The sequence below is a fragment of the Mesorhizobium sophorae genome (assembly GCF_002270415.1).
Lineage (GTDB): Bacteria > Pseudomonadota > Alphaproteobacteria > Rhizobiales > Rhizobiaceae > Mesorhizobium > Mesorhizobium sophorae.
Genome location: NZ_NNRI01000008.1, coordinates 610,175 through 628,208, shown reverse-complemented (window position 1 = coordinate 628,208; position 18,034 = coordinate 610,175). Strand labels below are relative to the sequence as shown.

Genomic DNA, 18,034 nt, shown 5'->3' with positions numbered 1-18,034 from the left:
AGGTCGCCCCATCAATAATGCGATTGAAGGAATCGGCGGAGCCGTTCGGAAGCCGGCTCAAGGAATAGCTGCCGCGATGGCCCCTCTTCTTCGATTTTGCCGTCGTGCATGAACGCAGCGCGCGTAGAGACCTCTCTGGCGAAGGCGAGCTCATGGGTTACCAGAAGCATAGTGCGCCCCTCCTCGGCCAGTGACCGGATGACCTTGAGCACCTCGCCGGTCAACTCGGGATCAAGCGCCGACGTCGGCTCATCGAACAACAGAACGGCGGGCTCCATGGCGAGAGCCCGGGCGATGCCCGCACGTTGCTGCTGCCCGCCCGAAAGTTGGTGCGGATAGTGATGGCGCCTGTCCGCAAGGCCGACCTGCGCGAGATATTGCTCCGCGACCCCGATCGCTTCCCGCCGTGACTGTCGCAGGACGTGCGTTGGGCCTTCCGCGACATTCTCAAGGATCGTTCTGTGCGGCCACAAGTTGAAGCTCTGAAAGACCATCCCCAGGGAGGCCCTCACCCTTTGAATCTGGCGCCGGTCTAGAATGGCGCCGCCACGGCCGTTTACCGCCTCGCGAAGCTTCAACCGCTCACCCAAGACCCACATGCGCCCGCGGTTCGGCAGCTCAAGCAGGTTGAGGCAGCGCAACAGCGTGCTCTTGCCCGAGCCGCTGCTTCCCAGAATGCCGATCACCTCGTGCCGGTGGGCAGTGAGCGTAACGCCGCGTAGAACCGGATAATTGCCGAACGATTTTTCAAGTCCTTCTACCCTGAGGGCCGCCACATCATCGCAGCCTGGCCTATCGAGATCGGAGGGTGCCAACGAAACGGCTCCCGCCGTACATGCGATGCGCGCCAACCGCTTTGGCAATCGAGCCTTCCCGGAACTGGGACAAAAGCTCCGCACTGCTGCCGACCAAGGTCGCATCATCCGTCATTCCCGTTCTGCGTTGAAACCCGGCAGCGGCTGGGCGACGCCCGAGAGTTCATCTCAGCGGGCGACGAAGCTTGACCGTGATCTGGCACTACAATCGGCCAAGAGAAGTGGACCGGTCAATTTATAAGCCAGATTCTTTTCATATAAGCTGAGCTAATATAGCCAATCGTGCGCTAGTGCCGAAAACGCGCGTTTTCTGCCCAATAATCGTGCTTGCTCAACAGGTCACGCTGCCGCATGATAAGTTGTTGTCGTGTCGGTCAACGACTGCGGGCGTAAAAGCGCCGGGCACGACCGACGGGAGCAAACTTGGTCGAGATTGCGAACACAGGGGTAACACTCCGCCAGCTGCAGATTTTCCGAGAGGTCGTGCGACTGGGGTCTGAACGTCAGGCCGCCAAGGTCCTTCGCGTCACCCAGTCGGCGGTAAGCCAACAGGTCGCGCAATTGGAGACGGCGCTCACCGTGCCGCTGTTTAGGCGCGAGGGAAACCGGCTCGTCGCAACGGCGCAGGCCTGGGAACTGCTTCGCGAGATCGATGGGACGTTCTTGAGCCTTGACAGGGTTGGAAAGTCGATCGCGGCGCTGAAGGGAATTGAGGGTCATGCAATCGGCATCGCGGCGCCAGACATCTTTTGCTTCACCCTTGTCCCGCGGGCTGTCAGGCAGATCCGTGTCGATGACCGCTCATGTGTCTTCCACGTCAAGTCAGGCAGCTACCAGGACGTCGCAGAGCATGTTCTCAACGGGCGTGCTGATCTGGGCCTATCGCGTCTACCACTCGACGAAAGACTCTTTGATTGGATGCCGGTCGCGACTGCGACCAATGTCTGTCTCTTTCCGGCGGGGCATCGGCTGGGCGAGAAGGACCTGATAACGCCGGAAGATTTGCGCGACGAGCCAATGATAGATATAGAGCCGCGCCAAAATACTCACCAGATGGACTTGAACGCTCTGCGCTACATGGGCGTGGAGCCGAATATTGCCGTCGAGGTTGACGCCAACGGGCATGAGGCTGCATTCATTGCGGCTGGTATCGGGATCTCGGTGACCAACAGTATCGTTGCGAAAGAGTGTGCGTTCTTTGGCCTCCAGTTTCGGCCCTTTGAGCCAAGCGCAATTTATCACTACGTCGTGTTCTGGCAGCGGGGACGCAAGTTAAGCGGCCAACTGCAACTGGCAAGGGAACGGCTCGCCGATGCGCTGCGGGATCCCGCATGACGGAATTGGCGTTGAACCGGCAGCATCTCCGGGCAAACCATCTAACGGAAAAGCTGGCGGCCAGTTGCAGGCACCAATGACTTGGTTGCCGCGCAAGCCTTGAGCGATGCTTCGGAAGCCTCGACTTGGTTCGCACCCGGGTCGCACCGGCAGGGCTGGGTAACGATGCCGGCGCAACAGGCATCCTAGTCGTCATCGTCGAGTTGATGTGCTGGACGCCGCAGGATGATGCCCTTGTGCAGCGCTGAGTTGGCGACAATTGCTTTAACTGCGGACAGCGCCCTGCGCGGTACAACGACCACTTCATGATCAAGTGCGCGGGCATGCTCGACCAAGCTCGAAAGCCTGAGGTCAGTTGCCCCGCTCTCGATCTTGGAGATATGGCTTTGCGGCACTCCGATCCGTGTGCTGAGCTTGCGCTGGCTTAGCCCTTTGTCTCTGCGGGCGCGACGCAGAGTTTGAATGATGTCGTCGGTCTCATGGCGCATCGATATGTCTCTGTATATCAGGTGAAACGTCTGATATGCTTTGGCATATCATTCTTAGTAAGACGATTGCGAGTCAGAGGACGCGACCTCTTCGATGAGTGCTGTGTCTGGGACGGGCTTTGAAACGTCGGTTCGGCGTGGCTCGAAGGACCGTAGCTTGGCCCTTCTTCGTGCTGCCTCGGCCTGTTCTCCCCTGGTGGTGGGGAAGCCCGCCAGTTCGTAGGCCTTAAACATCGAGCCGAAGCGTTCAGCGAACACGCGATACGTGGGCAGTTGTGAATCCGCATCGATAAGCGCTAGAGCGGTTTTCCCTTAATCGGAGTCGTTTGTTTGCAGTGAACGGCTTGTTCTGATTCCCTGATCGAAGTGATTTGCGGAAGGAGCAGCGGCATGGCACGAGCTTACAGCCTGGATTTGCGGACGCGTGTTATCGAGGCGATAGAGGCAGGCCTGTCGACCCGAGAAGCGGCACGGCGGTTTGCCATCGGGATATCGACGTCTGGTGCATGGTATCGGGCCTGGCGTTCGAGCGGCAATCTGGAACCTGGGCGGCAGGGCAAGCCGAAGGTATCGAAGCTGGACGCGCACGAGACTTTCATTCTCGCCTTGGTCGAGACCGATGAGCGGGACATCACGCTTGCCGAGATCGTCGATCGCCTTGCGGCAGAGCGCGGGGTCAAAGCCAGCCTGACGACGGTCCATGCGTTCTTCGCAAAGCGTGGCATCACGTACAAAAAAAGACAGCGCACGCGGCCGAACAGCAGCGACCGGATGTTTTGGCAGCGCGGGAAGAGTGGTTCGAAGGCCAACTCGATCTCGATCCGAGCCGCCTGATCTTCATCGACGAAAGTGGCCTCAATACCAAGATGGCCCGGCTACGAGGCCGCTCTGCGCGTGGACAGCGTTGCCGGGCGGCTGTTCCTCATGGGCACTGGAAATCCACGACCTTCACGGCCGGCCTGCGCCTCGACGGGATCGTCGCGCCCTGGCTCCTGGACGGCGCCATGGATGGCGAAGCATTCCTGGTCTACTTGCGCCGCGTCCTCGTGCCGACGCTTCAACCCGACGATGTCGTCGTGATGGACAACCTGCCTGCTCATAAAGTGGTCGGTGTCCGCGAAATCATCGAGGCTGCGGGGGCTTCCCTTCGCTATCTTCCGCCCTACTCCCCGGACTTTAACCCCATTGAGATGGCCTTCGCCAAGCTGAAGGCTTTACTGCGAAAGGCAGCAGCCCGGTCCATCCCGGAATTATGGGACGCCGTGGCCGTCGCCATCGATCGTTTCCACCCCAAAGAATGCGAAAACCTGTTCGCCCACGCCGGCTACGATGCCTAACCGTGATTATCCAGAAACTGCTCTAGTGTAACGTATCCGAACTTATTATGTAGTCGCCGGATACCATCTAGAAGTTCATCATTGGAGTACCATCGACCGCGCCTAGCAACCGCCCGGCACTTGTACCCGACAATTGCGTAGGCGGCCCGACGGCTTCCAAAATGCTTATCGTAAGATCTTGCGCAGGGCGTGTATAGGCAGTCATCAATGATCCTCGAAGACAGTCTTTTTCTCTCCTTAAAGAGCCGCTTCAGTCTCTTGAGCATGTCGGCTTCTGTAAACCCGTAGCCACGTTTAAATGCCAACTCCCGCTGCGCTTTCGCAAAAACCTTACCGTCGACAATCGGGTCCATCATCTTGACTCTAACCCACAGAAACGGAGGGTTGCGTTTCGTTTCTCCCCTCATTTTTTGCGTCGTTCGGTTGTACACGTAATATCCAACCATCAGCTCGCTGGTCAGCACGCTTTTGACACGCCCGGGGGTCCACGCGCAGCCGTCGGTCGAAGGAACCAGCTCATCGTTCAGCACCTTCACAATGTTCAGCATGCTTCGCTTTTGACTGACAAACATGCGAAAAATTCGGCGAACTGTTCTGAGCTCCTCCGGCGGGCCTGGCACAACAATCACACGATCAGTGCTCAGTCCCTTTTGCTCACCGGGTCCGAGCAAAAATCGGGGCTCACCATCTTTATTGACCAGGAGCCGTCGTATCCCATATGGCAAATTACCACCTTGCTTAAACCCAAGGCGTGCCTGCTGCGTTTGCGCCCTTGAGATTTTCGACGACAATTCCCGGCTGTACTCTCCCGCCATCACGCGCTTCAGATTTTTGACGATGCTCGAAACCATGCTGCCATCGTTTTCGAAAGGTTCACCGCAATACTCAACGCTGACTCCAGCATCTCGACAAAGAAACTCGTAGTGTGCGGCCTGGTCCGTATCTTGAAATCGACCCCACCGGCTTACATCCAGAACCAGAACAGCTGAATAAGCGTGTTGGCCTGTCACGACATCGGCCAACAATTGCTTGAGACCATCCCTCCCTTTCAGGCTTAGCCCACTTTTACCGGCATCGGCATAGGTCTGAACGACAGCATACCCCCATGTTTCTGCATACTCCGCGATTGCCGCGGCCTGGTTTTCCAGCGAATAGCGCTGGTGTTCGGTTGACATGCGGATGTATTGCGCCGCTAGCACACGAGGCATGCTTGGCAACCCACGCGCCATGGTATCTCCCCGGATAGCTCAGGCCAGATATCAATAGAAGGGCGTGCTTCCGAAGATCGAATATTACAACGCTCACGTGCTCTAACCAAGACATATCGGGTGTTAAGTTGCCGCGCTGTTCATCTCGGCGATGGCCTTTGCCGTCCTCGGATCGTCGGCCGAGGCGTGCCGTGACTCTAAACTTGCCGCGCAAGTGCTTCGCGCGGCTCGAGACGTTGGGTCGCTGGTAACCCCAAGCGAATTCACATCAGAATGGCGGATTGATTGTCAAAAACGCCGTACTAATTGCCGTACTAATTGGCAAAAAAGTACGGCAACAAATCACTAAACATCTGAAAACGTTGGTGATCCCGACAGGAATCGAACCTGTGACCTACAGATTAGGAATCTGCCGCTCTATCCTACTGAGCTACGGGACCACGCGGCCAGACACATAGCCGCTTCGGATCGTTTCGCCAAGAGGCCGGCCGAACGCAATTCGGCCAGCCCCGTGGGTGACAGGCATCAGGCGGCGAGTGCCGTCTCCGCCAGTTTCACCCAATAGCTCATGCCGTGCGGGATGACCTCGTCGTTGAAGTCGTAGGCCGGGTGGTGGAGACCGGCGGTGTCGCCATTGCCGATGAAGATGAAGGCGCCGGGGCGGGCTTCCAGCATGTAGGAGAAATCCTCGCCGCCCATCACCGGCTGGATGCCGCGATGCACATGGGCATCGCCGGCGACACCGGCCGCGATATCGCTGGCAAACACCGTCTCTTCCGCATGATTGAAGGTCACGGGGTAATTCGCCTGATAATCGACCTCGATCCTGGCGCCAAACGCGGTCGCCAGCCCGTCGCAGATGGCGCGGATGCGCTCTTCGGACTTTTTGGCGATTTGCTTGCGCAGGGTACGCACGGTACCAGCGATCTCGGCCGTCTCGGGGATGATGTTGTAGGCATCGCCGGCGTGGAACTTGGTCACCGACACCACCACGGCCTCGACCGGATCGGTGCTGCGCGAGGCGATCGTCTGCAAGGCGCCGACCAACTGGCTGGTGATGACGATCGGGTCGATGGTGCCGTGCGGCATCGCCGCATGGCCGCCCTTGCCACGGACGGTGATGGTGAACTCGGCCGTCGCCGCCATGATCGGGCCCGGGCGGATGGCGAACTGCCCGACAGGCAGGCCGGGCATGTTGTGCATGCCGAACACCTTGGAGATGTCGAAACGCTCCATCATGCCGTCCTTGACCATCTCGTTGCCGCCGCCGCCGCCTTCCTCGGCCGGCTGGAAGATCACCGCCACCGAGCCGGTAAAGTTGCGCGTCTCGGCGAGGTATTTCGCGGCACCCAAAAGCATCGCCGTATGGCCGTCATGGCCGCAGGCATGCATCTTGCCGGGAATGGTCGAGGCGTAGGGCTTGCCGGAGGTCTCGTTGAGCGGCAGCGCATCCATGTCCGCGCGCAGGCCGATGGTGGGGCCTTCGCCCTGGCGGCCGCGGATGATGCCAACCACGCCGGTCTTGCCGAGACCGGTGACCACGTCGTCGCAACCGAAGGCCTTCAGCTTCTCGGTGACGAAGGCGGCGGTCTTGAAGACGTCGAAGTTCAGTTCCGGCGACTGGTGCAGATGCTGGCGCCAGCCGGCAACTTCGTCCTGCATTTCGGCGGCACGGTTCAGGATTGGCATGATGGTTCCATCTCGCTGTTGGGACAGGCGGGTGTTGTCCGCTGCCTTGCAATTGTGATCGTCAGGCGCTTTGCCATGTTGGCGTCACATAGAGTAAATAGCACCGCAACGATGCAGTCCGGTTTTTGAGGGTCGGACTGCATCGTGCTGGCGATCGCGTAACGAAATCTTACGGAGCCAGGGGCGACTACGGCAAGAGGCGATTTCGGATTTGATCATGCGGCACAGGCATTTCCTCAAACTATTCTCGGCTGGCGCAATCGTGCTGTCGGTCCTGGCCGGGTCGGCGCAGGCCAATCCGGTCGTTGTGTTCGATCTCAACAACGGCCAGATCCTGCAGCATCAGGATGCGTTCAAGCGCTGGTATCCGGCGTCGCTGAGCAAGCTGATGACCGCTTATGTGACCTTCCGGGCGATCGCGGCCGGCGAGGTCCAGCTCGATTCGCCGATCAAGGTGACGAAACATTCGGCCTCCCAGCCGCCAAGCAAGATGGGCTTCAAGCCTGGCTCGGTGATGCGGCTCGACAACGCGCTGAAGATGATGCTGGTCAAGTCCGCCAATGACATCGCCATGGCTGTCGGCGAGAATATTGGCGGCTCGCAGGCAGCCTTCGCCGAACGGATGAACGCCGAGGCGACCCGCCTCGGCATGAACGGCACGCATTTCGTCAATCCGAACGGGCTCTATTCGCCGGACCAGTATACGACGGCGCGCGACCTCGCCGTGCTGGTGATGGCCATCCGGCGTGAATTTCCGCAATATGCGCCGTGGTTCTCGATCGAGGGGCTTGCGGTCGGCAAGAAGGCGATCCCGAACTACAATCTGCTGATCGGCCGGTATCCCGGCGCCGACGGCATGAAGACGGGCTTCGTCTGCCCCTCAGGCTTCAACATGATCGGCTCGGCGACCCGCAATGGGCGCACGCTGGTGGCGGTCGTGCTTGGCGAGAAGTCCGCAATCACCCGTGCCGAGGCCGCAGCGAAACTGCTCGACCAGGGTTTTGACACGCCCGCCGCCGGTTCGGCCACCATCGCCACGCTGGCGCCCTACGGCGACACCGTCTCGCCCAACGACATGCAGGACGAGATCTGCAAGAAGAAGGCGCGGGCGGAGCAGTCCGAAGCGCCGCCCGCCGCCGCTGCCGCCAAGGATGTGCCGAAATCACCCTACCATGAGAAGCTCGACCATGTCCCGACGCTGGTTGCCGTCGGCCTTGGCGGCGCCACCGGTCCGGCGCCGAAGGCCATGCTCGACCAGGGCGGCCAGGAGTATGCCGACGTGCCGATCCCGAGCTGGCGTCCCGACCAGCCGGCGCCGGCCGGCACAGGCCCGGTCGTTGCCGGTCCCGCCGCGCAAGGCGACCAGCCGGTCAAGGTCGCGAACTAGCCGGATGAGCGGCTTCCCGATCCCTGTTTCAGTGCTGACCGGTTTTCTCGGCGCCGGCAAGACGACACTGCTCAACCGGCTGTTGAAGGATCCGGCGCTGGCCGACACGGCGGTCATCATCAACGAGTTTGGCGAAGTGGCGATCGACCATCTGCTGGTCGAGCAGGCGTCCGACGGCATCATCCAGCTGTCGGACGGCTGCCTGTGCTGCACTGTGCGCGGCGAACTGGTCGACACGCTGGCCGACCTGGTCGACCGGCTGCAGACCGGCCGCATCGCCCGACTGGCCCGCGTCATCGTCGAAACCACGGGGCTTGCCGATCCGGCGCCGGTGCTGCAGTCGATCATGGCGCACCCCGCTCTGGTCCAGGCCTTCCGGCTCGACGGCGTCATCACGCTGGTCGACGCGGTCAATGGCAATGCCACGCTCGACGCGCATGTCGAAGCGGTCAAGCAGGTGGCGGTTGCCGACCGCATCGTGCTCAGCAAGGCCGATCTGGTCACCGACCCGGATGAATTGGAAACGCTGCGGGCGCGGCTGCGGCAGATCAATCCGGGCGCCGATTTGCTTGACGTTGCCGACACGAAGACAGGCGTGGCGGCGCTGTTTGATTGCGGTCTCTACAATCCGGCGACCAAATCCGCCGATGTGCGGCGCTGGCTGGGCGAGGCGCATGATCATCATCATCATGACGGCCATGATCACGAGCATGACCACGGCCACGGCCACGATCAGCGCGTGCGTTCTTATTCGCTGGTCCACGACGGCCCGGTGCCGTTTTCAGCTATCGAGATGTTTCTCGACCTGTTGCGCTCGGCACATGGCGAGCGTCTGCTACGGATGAAGGGCGTCATCGAGCTCAGCGAAGACCCGTCGCGGCCGTTGGTGATCCATGGCGTGCAGAAAATCCTGCATCCACCGGTGCAATTGCCGTCCTGGCCGGATGGCCAGCGCGGAACGCGGCTGGTGCTGATCACGCTCGACATGCCGGAAGACTATGTGCGTCGGCTGTTCGCCGCGTTCACCAACCGGCCGTCGATCGACACGCCAGACCGCGCGGCGCTGGAAAACAATCCGCTGGCGATCGCGGGAGGGTAAACTCTACGATTGCTGCTCGCCGCGCTCGACCAGAAAACGATGACCGCCTGACACCGCCGCCGTTTCGACGAGGCGGTGGCCGCTGTCGGAACAGAATGCCGGGATGTCGATGACGGCCAGCGGGTCGGTGGTTTCGAGCCAGAGCCGGCTGCCTGGCTGCATTCCGGCCAGCCGTTTCTTTGCTTTCAGCACAGGCAGAGGGCAGTTCAGCCCCTTGAGATCGTAGACGCTCGCGGGCTTGGCAAGCTTGTTTTCAAGCATGTCGTTGTCCCAAAACCGCTACGCACCTTTGGGTGGCATGCATTTGGCGAAAGCCTCAACCGCCGAACATGCCGAGCAGCTTGTTCTTCAGTCTGGTGACCCTGCTCTCGTCGGCGCTCGCCGCCTGTGTTTCAGCTTCAGGCGCGGCCTCCATGGGGGCTGCGATGGTGGCGGTGGCGACAGGCGCTTCCTTGGCGGCCTCTTTCTGGGCCTTGGCGGCTTCCTTTTCTGCCAGGGCCTGCGCCTTGGCGGCTTCCTTGGCCTGCCTGGCTGCCTCTATGGCGGCAAGCCTCTGCTCCTCGGCCTTCTGCTTGGCGGCTTTTTCGGCGTCGAGTGCCGCCATCCTGCGGCCGGCCGGCGAATCGATGCGGCCCATGCGCGCCGTCTCGGTCACCGAGCCATCGGTGTTGAGCGACGGCGGATCGATCGGCACACGCTCGCCGCGCGCCCGGCGCTTGGACCAGTCGGAGACGATGCTGGCTTCCTTGACGCCGGCGATGGTCGGCTTCGGCGGCGGCGCGCTGGCCTTGAGCGCGCCGTTGAACGCCGCGTCATAGGTGCTCTGATAGGCGTTGTAGGCGCTCTTCAAGGAATCCGGTTGCGTGGTCGCCGGGCAGGTGCCGGTCGGATCAAATGTCTGGCCGTCGGCGGCGACCTGGTTGAAGACGTAGCGCTTCTCGCAGACGTCGACCTTCGGCGGCACCTTGGTGACTTCGAAATTGTCGTAGCCAACCTTCAGCATCTTCCAGAACTCATAGTTCGGGTCGTTGCGGTAGCGCGCCATGTTAGCGGCGGTCATGCGGAACGGAAAAGCCTGGATCTGGAATTCGGTCTGGCCACCCTGGAAGGCATCGCGGCCAAAGGCATAGATCTGCTCGATCTGCGCATCGGTCATCGAATAGCAGCCCGACGACGAGCAGGCGCCGTGCACCATCAGATTGGCGCCGGTGCGGCCATTGGCCCGGTCATAGGCATTGGGAAAGCCGATGTTGAAGGACAGATGGTAGTTCGAGCGCGGGTTCATCTGCGACGGGCGCACTGTGTAGAAGCCTTCCGGCGCCTGGCGGTCGCCTTCGGTGTATTTCGGCCCGAGCTTGCCCGACCATTTGCAGATGTCGTAGCTCGCCACCATGTCGTAGCGGCCGTTGGTCTTGGCCTTCCAGATTTCTAGCTTGCCCTCTTCCTTGAAGATGCGGGCCATCACCGACGAGGTGCGCACCATGCCCTTGGCCCTCATGTCGGCGAGGATCTTGTCGGGCAGCGGCTTGTTGGCCTCCGGGGCAAAATCCTTCATCGACGAATCGTTGCAGCCGGCAACGCCGAGGGCAGCGATCAGGATTCCAGTACGGGCAAGCTTGGCGAACATGGCTGCGGATATCGTCTTTTCTCTGGCGCCAAGGCGATTCATGCCAAGGCTTCTGCACTGAACGTGTACGGACACTAAGCCCGTTAACCTTGAAAATTCCTTACCGCAAGTGTCGACGCGTCCCCCTGCGGCAGTCTCATTGAACCGAATGCAGCGGCATTTTTGTGGCAAAAATGCTCCGTGCCGCCACATTGCGGCGGGCGGGGCAGGGCCTTGGTTTAGAGACTGCGGCCCATTGCCAGATATTTCTCGCGGCGCTGCTCGCGGAAGTCGGTGTTGACGCCAGAAAAATCCTTCATCGTCTTGGCGATGAGGTCGCCGGTCGCGGCAATCACGGTTTCGGCGCCACGATGCGCGCCCCCGAGCGGCTCGGGGATGATGGCGTCGATGATCTTGAGCTCCAGAAGATCCTGCGCGGTGATCTTCATGTTGGTCGCCGCGTCCTTCGATCGTGTCGTGTCGCGCCACAGGATCGAGGCGGCGCCTTCCGGCGAGATCACCGAATAGATGGCGTGTTCGAGCATGTAGACGCGGTTGGCGGTGGCGATCGCGATGGCGCCGCCCGAGCCACCTTCGCCGATGACCACCGAGATCGACGGCACTTTCAGGCCAAGGCAGGCCGAGGTGGAGCGGGCAATTGCTTCCGCCTGGCCGCGCTCCTCCGCGCCGACGCCGGGATAGGCGCCAGCGGTGTCGACCAGCGTCAGCAGCGGGATATTGAAGCGGTCCGCGAGTTCCATCAGCCGCACCGCCTTGCGGTAGCCTTCCGGCCGCACCGAGCCGAAATTATGCTTCAGCCGGCTGGTCGTGTCGGAGCCCTTTTCCTGACCGATGATGGCCACCGGCTCGCCGCGGAAGCGGGCGAACCCGCCGACGATCGCCTGGTCCTCGCCAAAATTGCGGTCACCGGCCAGCGGCGTGAAATCGTTGAACAGGCCCTTGATGTAGTCGACGCAGTGCGGCCGGTCGGGATGGCGCGCCACCTGCACCTTCTGCCACGGCGTCAGTGCCTTGTAGGCGTCGCGCAGCGCGTCGCGGGAGCGCTTCTCGAGACGGCTGATCTCGTCGCCGACATCGACCGCCTCGCCACTCTCGGCAAGCTTCTTCAGCTCGAGGATCTTGCCCTCGAGGTCCTGCACCGGCTTTTCGAAATCGAGGTAATTGTACATGCGTGAGCGGACCGATACGTCGGAAGGCGAGGACTGGCGGAACCCTGAAATCCAAGGCTCCGGGCGGTGGAACGTCGTCCTCACATAGCGATATGAGGCCTAGTCGGCAAGCGGATGATGATCGTTGACCAGCCGTACCAGCCGCTCTTCCAGCACATGGGTGTAAATCTGTGTCGTCGATATGTCGGCATGGCCGAGCAACTGCTGCACGGCCCTGAGATCGGCGCCGTTCTGCAGGAGATGGCTGGCGAAAGCATGGCGCAGCACATGCGGCGAGATCTTCGCGGAGGCGATGCCGGCCCTTGCCGCCAGCCCTTTCAGGTCGCGGGCAAAGACCTGGCGCGAGAGATAGCCGCTATCCGAGGCGGCCGGAAACAGAAACGGACTGTCGGCGAAGGAAGGCACCTTGGCGCGGGCGGCAAGCCAGCTCCGCATCGCCGTGCGCGCCTTGGCCGATAGCGGCACCATGCGCTCCTTGTCACCCTTGCCGCGCACCATGAAGAAACGGTCGTCGCGCTGCGCCACCGTCACCGGCAGGCCGACCAGCTCGGAAACGCGCAGGCCGGTGGCATAGAGCACCTCGACCAACGCATGCAGGCGCAGTGCCGCCAGCCAATCGCTGTCGCCAGGCGCCGCATCGTTGCCGAGCCTGGGATCGCCGGCCTCAAGCGCTGCGCGGTCGATCAGCCGGCCGGTGTCGGCCTCGCTCATCGTCTTCGGCAGCGGACGGCCCTTTTTCGGGCTGTCCAGCGTGCCGGTCGGGTCATCCGCGCGAAGACCCTCGGCGTAGAGGAACTTGAAGAACTGACGGATCGCCGACAATTTGCGCGCCTGTGACGTCGGCGCAAAGCCGCGCGCGGCGATATCGTCGAGATAGGCGCGGATATCGGTGGCGGCGGCACCGGCAAGCCCGCCATCGATCGCGTCCGAAGCGTCTTCGAGGTCGCGGCGATAGGAGGACAGCGTGTTTTCGGCGGCACCGCGCTCGGCGCTCATCATTTCCAGGAAGGCTTCGATGCGGGCGGCGCTGTTCATTCGGGTTTTCTGGGCGGGCTTTTCTTTGGCGGCGATCAGCTTTTCTTGGGATTGAGCTTTTCGGGAGGGATGCGCACGCTCATTTCCGCCTTCCTGGGCTCGACGAACATCACCAGCGCGAACATCGTACCATAGGCAATGCCGGCCAGAATCGCGAGGATCACGACAAAGCGAAACAGTGTCGGCATCAATTTTCGCCCGTCTTCTTGTTCTGCGTTTCCAAACCCTGTGCCCTTATGGGACGCCAATCCGCCCAATTCAAGGAAGAAGCTGAGGTTTGTTAGCAACTTCTGATGATGCACGGCCAGCCCATATCAGGCTCAGGGCTGCTCGCCACGCTTGACGAAAACAGGCTTTTCATGTCGATACGCCGGCAAAGGGGGCACTCGAAGCATCAGATGAACGCGCTGCCATCAAATCCTCCAGAGGAGAACCATGCCGCGCTGCTTGGCCGGCTGGGCAGCCGTTCCGTCGTGTTTGTCGGGTTGATGGGCGCCGGCAAGACGGCGATCGGCCGCAAGGTGGCGGCGATGCTGGCGCTGCCCTTCATCGACAGCGACCAGGAGATCGAAAGCGTCTCGCGCATGACCGTTCCGGAGCTGTTCGAGCGCTATGGCGAGACCGAGTTCAGGGCCCTGGAGCAACGCGTCATCCTGCGCGTGCTGGAGAACGGCCCGCAGGTGCTGTCGACTGGCGGCGGCGCCTTCATGAACGCCCACACGCGCGAGGCCATCGCCGGCCATGGCGTGTCGGTGTGGTTGAAGGCCGAGCTCGACCTTTTGATGGAGCGCGTCTCCAAGAAGCAGAACCGGCCGCTCCTGAAAAGCGCCGACCCCCGCGCCGTGCTGGAGCGGCTCATGCAGGAGCGTTACCCCGTCTACGCGACATCGGACGTCACCGTGCCGACCCGCGACGACCGCAAGGAGGTCATCGCGGCCGAGGTGGTGGATGCGCTTTGCCGGCATTTCGGCATTGATGAGACTGTCCCTACAGACGAGGTGCGATCGTGAGCGCAAGTCAGCCGGTCACCGTCGAAGTCGGCCTTGGCGACCGGGCCTACGACATCCTGATCGGCTCCGGTCTGCTGTCGCGGGCCGGTGAGGAGATTTCGCGCCGCCTGCCTGGTACACGCGCCGCGGTCATCACCGATGCCAATGTCGCGGCAGCGCATCTCGATGCACTGAAAAAGGGTCTCGAAAAGAACGACATCCAGCCCACTATCGTCACGCTGCCGCCCGGCGAGAAGACCAAGAGCTTCACCCATCTCGAAGAGGTGGTCGACGGCGTGCTGGCCGCCCGACTGGAACGCGGCGACATCGTCATCGCTTTTGGCGGCGGCGTCATCGGAGACCTTGCCGGCTTTGCCGCCGGTATCGTGCGCCGCGGCATGAATTTCGTGCAGATCCCGACCTCGCTGCTGGCGCAGGTCGATTCCTCGGTCGGCGGCAAGACAGGCATCAACAGTGCGCGCGGCAAGAACCTGGTCGGTGTTTTCCATCAGCCGAAGCTGGTGCTGGCCGATACCGAGGTGCTCGACACGCTGCCGATCCGCGAATTCCGCGCCGGCTATGCCGAACTTGCCAAATACGGGCTCATAGACCGGCCGGCGTTTTTCGCCTGGCTGGAAGAGAACTGGTCCCAAGTGTTCGCCGGCGGGCCGGAGAGGGCGCAGGCCATTGCCGAGGCCTGCCGCGCCAAGGCCGATGTGGTTGCCCGCGACGAGTTCGAGACCGGCGACCGTGCGCTGCTCAATCTCGGCCACACTTTCGGCCACGCGCTGGAAGCCGCCACCCAGTATGACGGAACCCGGCTCGTCCATGGCGAGGGTGTCGCCATCGGCATGGCGCTGGCGCATCGGTTCTCATCGCGGCTCAACCTCGCCAGCCCCGACGATGCGGCACGCGTCGAGGCGCATCTGCGCGCCGTCGGGCTGCCGTGGCGGATGGCCGACATTCCGGGTGATTTGCCCGATGCCGAGGCGCTGCTTTCCTTCATTGCCCAGGACAAGAAGGTGTCGCGCGGCGCGCTGACCTTCATCCTGACGCGCGGCATCGGCCAGGCCTTCATCGCCAAGGATGTGCCGGCTTCGGAAGTGCTGACGTTTCTGAAGGAGAGCCATCCGGGCGAGCAGGAAAGCCGGCCGGGCCAGCAGAAGATGCGGCCGAGCCAGCAGAAGAGCCGGCCGAGATGACCAACGAGACTGGCTGGATCGTCGTCGCTGTCCTTGCCGTCCTCGTCCTGCTGGCCGTTGCCTTGCGTACGCGCCTGCTTGCCGCTTTCGGCTATGAACTGTCGCGCATCGGGCCGCAGCGCTCGAGTGAGGCCGAGTTGCGCGGCGCGGTCGACGATTTCCGCCGCGACGGCCAGGTGGTGCGCGAGGATCGCGATCGCGTCGGCGGCCTGTTCGATCTCGCCGAGCTCGAAGTGTCCGACATCATGGTCCACCGTACCAACATGCGCTCGGTCAATGCCGACAATGCGCCGGAGGCGGTGGTGCGCGAGATCCTGCAGAGCCCGCACACCCGCATGCCGCTGTGGAAAGGCTCGCTCGACAACATTGTCGGCGTTCTGCACGCCAAGGACCTGCTGCGGGCGCTCAACGATGTCGGCAACGACTTTTCCAAGATCGACGTGATGAAGATCGCCTCGAAACCCTGGTTCGTGCCCGACACCACGACCTTGCAGGAACAGCTCAATGCCTTCCTGCGCCGCAAGGCGCATTTCGCCGTTGTCGTCGACGAATATGGCGAGGTCGAAGGGCTGGTGACGCTGGAGGACATCATCGAGGAGATCGTCGGCGAGATCGCCGACGAGCACGACGTCGACATCCAGGGCGTCAAGCAGGAGGCCGACGGTTCCGTCGTCGTCGACGGCACGGTGCCGATCCGCGACCTGAACCGGGCGCTCGACTGGAACCTGCCGGATGAGGAGGCCACCACCATTGCCGGTCTCGTCATCCACGAGACGCAGTCTATCCCCGAGGAAAAACAGGCGTTTACTTTCCATGGCAAACGCTTCGTCGTGATGAAGCGCGACAAGAACCGCATCGCCCGGCTGAGAATACGGCCAGCCGGCGACGCTTAGAGCAATTCATCGTTTCACGGAAACGGCGAACGGCTCTAACTCTTTGTTTCGACGCAATTCCGGACGGAAAACAGTTTCACACTTTTCCTGGAATTGCTCTAGGGCGTGTCGCGTTGATCGAATTCAGGCGACGTGCTTCAAGCCCCTGTTTTGATGCATGTCGCCCAAGACCGGCGCGCACTTCTTGACGCCATGAGAACCAGCGCAACTGCGCAGCTTCATTCTGTGATCTGGCTCGTCGAGCGTTCGTGGATCGTTGCCCCCGTTTCAGCGTCGACGGCGGCCAAGCTGACCTCATAACCCCAAAGCCTGCGGATGTGACGAAGCGTGGCGTCCCGGCTGGCATCCTCGAGAAGGACGCCGTCATTGACCTTGTGCTGCAGTCGCAAATGCCGGTCGCCGAGCAGATCGACATCCACCACCTGGATGTCCGGTCGCTTCGCGCCAACGTCGTAGCTGTGAGCGAGCGCGGCGCGTATCTTGGCATAGCCGCGCTCGTTGTGAATCGAGGCGACCTGGCAATGCGGTTGGTCGGCAACGTCGCCGAGCACAAAGAACCGCCATTTTCGGATCAAAGTCGGACTGAGGTACTGGCGGATAAAGGATTCGTCGCGGTGATCCGCCCAGGCGTCGAGCAGGATCTCGCGCCAGTTGCCGCGGCCGGCAATGTCTGGAAACCAGTCCCGGTCCTCGGCCGTCGGCTCTGTCGACATACGCTGGATGTCCTGCATCATGTCGAGGCCGAGAGCGTAGGGGTTGATGCCGGAAAAGCGCGGATCGTCGAACGCCGGCTGGAAGACCACGTTGGAATGATTGCGCAGGATTTCGAGCATGGCGCCTTCGCTGATCAGGCCGCGATCGAACAGCATGTTCATCAGCGTATAGTGCACGAAAGTGGCGCAGCCCTCGTTCATCACCTGTGTCTGCCCCTGCGGATAAAAATACTGTGCTATGACACGAACGATCCGGATGATCTCCCGCTGCCAAGGCTCCAGGACCAGGCTGTTCTTTTCCAGGAAATAAAGCAGGTTTTCCTCGGGCAGGTTGAGCGATTTCTTCCGCTCCGGCTCTTGCTCCTTATCGCTGACCCTTTGCTGAGAAGGCGGCAGCGTGCGCCACAAATCGTTGTACGAGCGCTCCTCGTATTCGAGGCGCTCGCGAAGCCCTTCGCGCTGCCGCTCCGACGACAGCTTCGGCGGCCGGTGATAGCGGAACACGCCCTGCGCCATCAGCGCATGGGCGGAATCAAGAACAGCCTCGACGGCGGTGAGGCCGTGCCGCTCCTCGCAACGGGCAATGTAGCCTTTGGCGAAGTCCAGGTAGCCGAGGATAGCCCCGGCGTCCGTCCACTGCTTGAACAGCTGATTGTTCTTGAAGAAATGATTGTGCCCGAGCGCAGCATGGGCCGTCACCAAGGCCTGCAGGGCCATGGTGTTTTCCTCCATCAGATAGACGATGCAGGGATTGGAATTGATGACCAGTTCATAGGCAAGCCCTCGCGCGCCTTTGCGATAGAGCAGATCCTGGTAGAGGAAATGTTTGCCGAAAGACCAGTGACGGTACATCAGCGGCATGCCGACCGACGAATAGGCGTCGAGCATCTGTTGGGAGGAGATGATCTCCATCTGCACGGGGTAGGTATCGAGATGAAGCTCTTCGACCGCGATTGCCTCGATCGCGTCATAGGCCCGCGACAATGTCTTGAAATCCCAGTCGGACCCTGAAAAAAGCAGGCTGGATTTACTGGCTTGTCTGGCCATC

General features: G+C 61.6%; 17 protein-coding genes and 1 tRNA gene. 7 read left to right on the top strand and 11 right to left on the bottom strand.

What is annotated here, in order from left to right; all coding sequences use genetic code 11:
* Positions 1-11 precede the first annotated feature (11 nt).
* On the bottom strand, positions 12-815 hold the full coding sequence (locus CGZ66_RS15305; protein ID WP_280952804.1) for an ATP-binding cassette domain-containing protein: 804 nt from the start codon (positions 813-815) through the stop codon (positions 12-14).
* Between the two features lie 423 nt (positions 816-1,238).
* Between CGZ66_RS15305 and CGZ66_RS15300 the strand changes: the two genes are divergently transcribed.
* Positions 1,239-2,150 (top strand): LysR family transcriptional regulator, encoded by a 912-nt coding sequence (locus tag CGZ66_RS15300; protein ID WP_023708401.1) that lies wholly within the window; start codon positions 1,239-1,241, stop codon positions 2,148-2,150.
* Positions 2,151-2,335: 185 nt separating this feature from the next.
* Here the strand turns inward: CGZ66_RS15300 and CGZ66_RS15295 are convergent, their stop codons facing one another.
* On the bottom strand, positions 2,336-2,638 hold the full coding sequence (locus CGZ66_RS15295; protein ID WP_095084930.1) for a helix-turn-helix domain-containing protein: 303 nt from the start codon (positions 2,636-2,638) through the stop codon (positions 2,336-2,338).
* Positions 2,639-3,028: 390 nt separating this feature from the next.
* On the opposite strand from CGZ66_RS15295, the gene CGZ66_RS15290 reads away from it, so the two are divergent.
* A protein-coding gene (locus CGZ66_RS15290; RefSeq protein WP_417568608.1) for an IS630 family transposase occupies positions 3,029-3,975 on the top strand; the annotation gives its coding sequence in 2 pieces (ribosomal slippage) (positions 3,029-3,370 and positions 3,373-3,975; 945 coding nt in all).
* Here CGZ66_RS15290 and CGZ66_RS15285 read toward each other — a convergent pair.
* The 3 genes from CGZ66_RS15285 to CGZ66_RS15275 all read right to left on the bottom strand — a co-directional run bounded on the left by CGZ66_RS15285 (position 3,972) and on the right by CGZ66_RS15275 (position 6,872).
* A complete protein-coding gene (locus tag CGZ66_RS15285; protein ID WP_280952806.1) occupies positions 3,972-5,183 on the bottom strand; it encodes a recombinase family protein in 1,212 nt (403 codons plus the stop codon). The genes CGZ66_RS15290 and CGZ66_RS15285 overlap by 4 nt on opposite strands.
* Positions 5,184-5,546: 363 nt before the next feature.
* Positions 5,547-5,623: transfer RNA gene (locus CGZ66_RS15280), tRNA-Arg, on the bottom strand.
* Between the two features lie 85 nt (positions 5,624-5,708).
* Complete coding sequence (locus CGZ66_RS15275) at positions 5,709-6,872, bottom strand: M20 aminoacylase family protein (protein WP_095084927.1); 1,164 nt, start codon at positions 6,870-6,872, stop codon at positions 5,709-5,711.
* Positions 6,873-7,089: 217 nt separating this feature from the next.
* Here CGZ66_RS15275 and CGZ66_RS15270 point away from each other — a divergent pair, with 217 nt between their 5' ends.
* Together CGZ66_RS15270 and CGZ66_RS15265 are read left to right on the top strand one after the other, a co-directional pair.
* Positions 7,090-8,259, top strand: coding sequence for a D-alanyl-D-alanine carboxypeptidase family protein (locus CGZ66_RS15270; RefSeq protein ID WP_095084926.1), 1,170 nt, complete (start codon positions 7,090-7,092; stop codon positions 8,257-8,259).
* A 4-nt stretch (positions 8,260-8,263) separates the two neighbouring features.
* On the top strand, positions 8,264-9,358 hold the full coding sequence (locus tag CGZ66_RS15265; RefSeq protein WP_095084925.1) for a CobW family GTP-binding protein: 1,095 nt from the start codon (positions 8,264-8,266) through the stop codon (positions 9,356-9,358).
* Between the two features lie 3 nt (positions 9,359-9,361).
* Here CGZ66_RS15265 and CGZ66_RS15260 read toward each other — a convergent pair whose 3' ends face one another.
* The 5 genes from CGZ66_RS15260 to CGZ66_RS15240 all read right to left on the bottom strand — a co-directional run bounded on the left by CGZ66_RS15260 (position 9,362) and on the right by CGZ66_RS15240 (position 13,377).
* Positions 9,362-9,619: a sulfurtransferase TusA family protein gene (locus CGZ66_RS15260; protein ID WP_095084924.1), complete on the bottom strand. Its 258-nt coding sequence runs from the start codon at positions 9,617-9,619 to the stop codon at positions 9,362-9,364.
* 55 nt (positions 9,620-9,674) lie between these two features.
* Complete coding sequence (locus CGZ66_RS15255) at positions 9,675-10,985, bottom strand: L,D-transpeptidase family protein (RefSeq protein ID WP_095085025.1); 1,311 nt, start codon at positions 10,983-10,985, stop codon at positions 9,675-9,677.
* A 218-nt stretch (positions 10,986-11,203) separates the two neighbouring features.
* Positions 11,204-12,154 carry an acetyl-CoA carboxylase carboxyltransferase subunit alpha gene (locus CGZ66_RS15250; protein ID WP_095084923.1) on the bottom strand — a complete coding sequence of 317 codons (951 nt, stop codon included), beginning with the start codon at positions 12,152-12,154 and terminating at the stop codon, positions 11,204-11,206.
* Between the two features lie 99 nt (positions 12,155-12,253).
* Positions 12,254-13,189 (bottom strand): site-specific tyrosine recombinase XerD, encoded by a 936-nt coding sequence (locus CGZ66_RS15245; protein ID WP_095084922.1) that lies wholly within the window; start codon positions 13,187-13,189, stop codon positions 12,254-12,256.
* Between the two features lie 35 nt (positions 13,190-13,224).
* Positions 13,225-13,377: a histidine kinase gene (locus tag CGZ66_RS15240; RefSeq protein ID WP_095084921.1), complete on the bottom strand. Its 153-nt coding sequence runs from the start codon at positions 13,375-13,377 to the stop codon at positions 13,225-13,227.
* Between the two features lie 210 nt (positions 13,378-13,587).
* On the opposite strand from CGZ66_RS15240, the gene CGZ66_RS15235 reads away from it, so the two are divergent.
* The 3 genes from CGZ66_RS15235 to CGZ66_RS15225 are packed head-to-tail and all read left to right on the top strand — an operon-like array spanning position 13,588 to position 16,273.
* On the top strand, positions 13,588-14,199 hold the full coding sequence (locus CGZ66_RS15235; protein ID WP_095085024.1) for a shikimate kinase: 612 nt from the start codon (positions 13,588-13,590) through the stop codon (positions 14,197-14,199).
* The gene (aroB, locus tag CGZ66_RS15230) at positions 14,196-15,380 is read left to right on the top strand and encodes a 3-dehydroquinate synthase (RefSeq protein WP_095084920.1); all 1,185 of its coding nucleotides are present in this window, start codon (positions 14,196-14,198) and stop codon (positions 15,378-15,380) included. The genes CGZ66_RS15235 and aroB overlap by 4 nt, the downstream gene beginning before the upstream one ends.
* On the top strand, positions 15,377-16,273 hold the full coding sequence (locus CGZ66_RS15225; protein ID WP_095084919.1) for an HlyC/CorC family transporter: 897 nt from the start codon (positions 15,377-15,379) through the stop codon (positions 16,271-16,273). The genes aroB and CGZ66_RS15225 overlap by 4 nt, the downstream gene beginning before the upstream one ends.
* A gap of 218 nt (positions 16,274-16,491) precedes the next feature.
* Here the strand turns inward: CGZ66_RS15225 and CGZ66_RS15220 are convergent, their stop codons facing one another.
* Positions 16,492-18,033 carry a SpoVR family protein gene (locus tag CGZ66_RS15220; RefSeq protein ID WP_095084918.1) on the bottom strand — a complete coding sequence of 514 codons (1,542 nt, stop codon included), beginning with the start codon at positions 18,031-18,033 and terminating at the stop codon, positions 16,492-16,494.
* Between the last annotated feature and the right edge of the window lies 1 nt (position 18,034).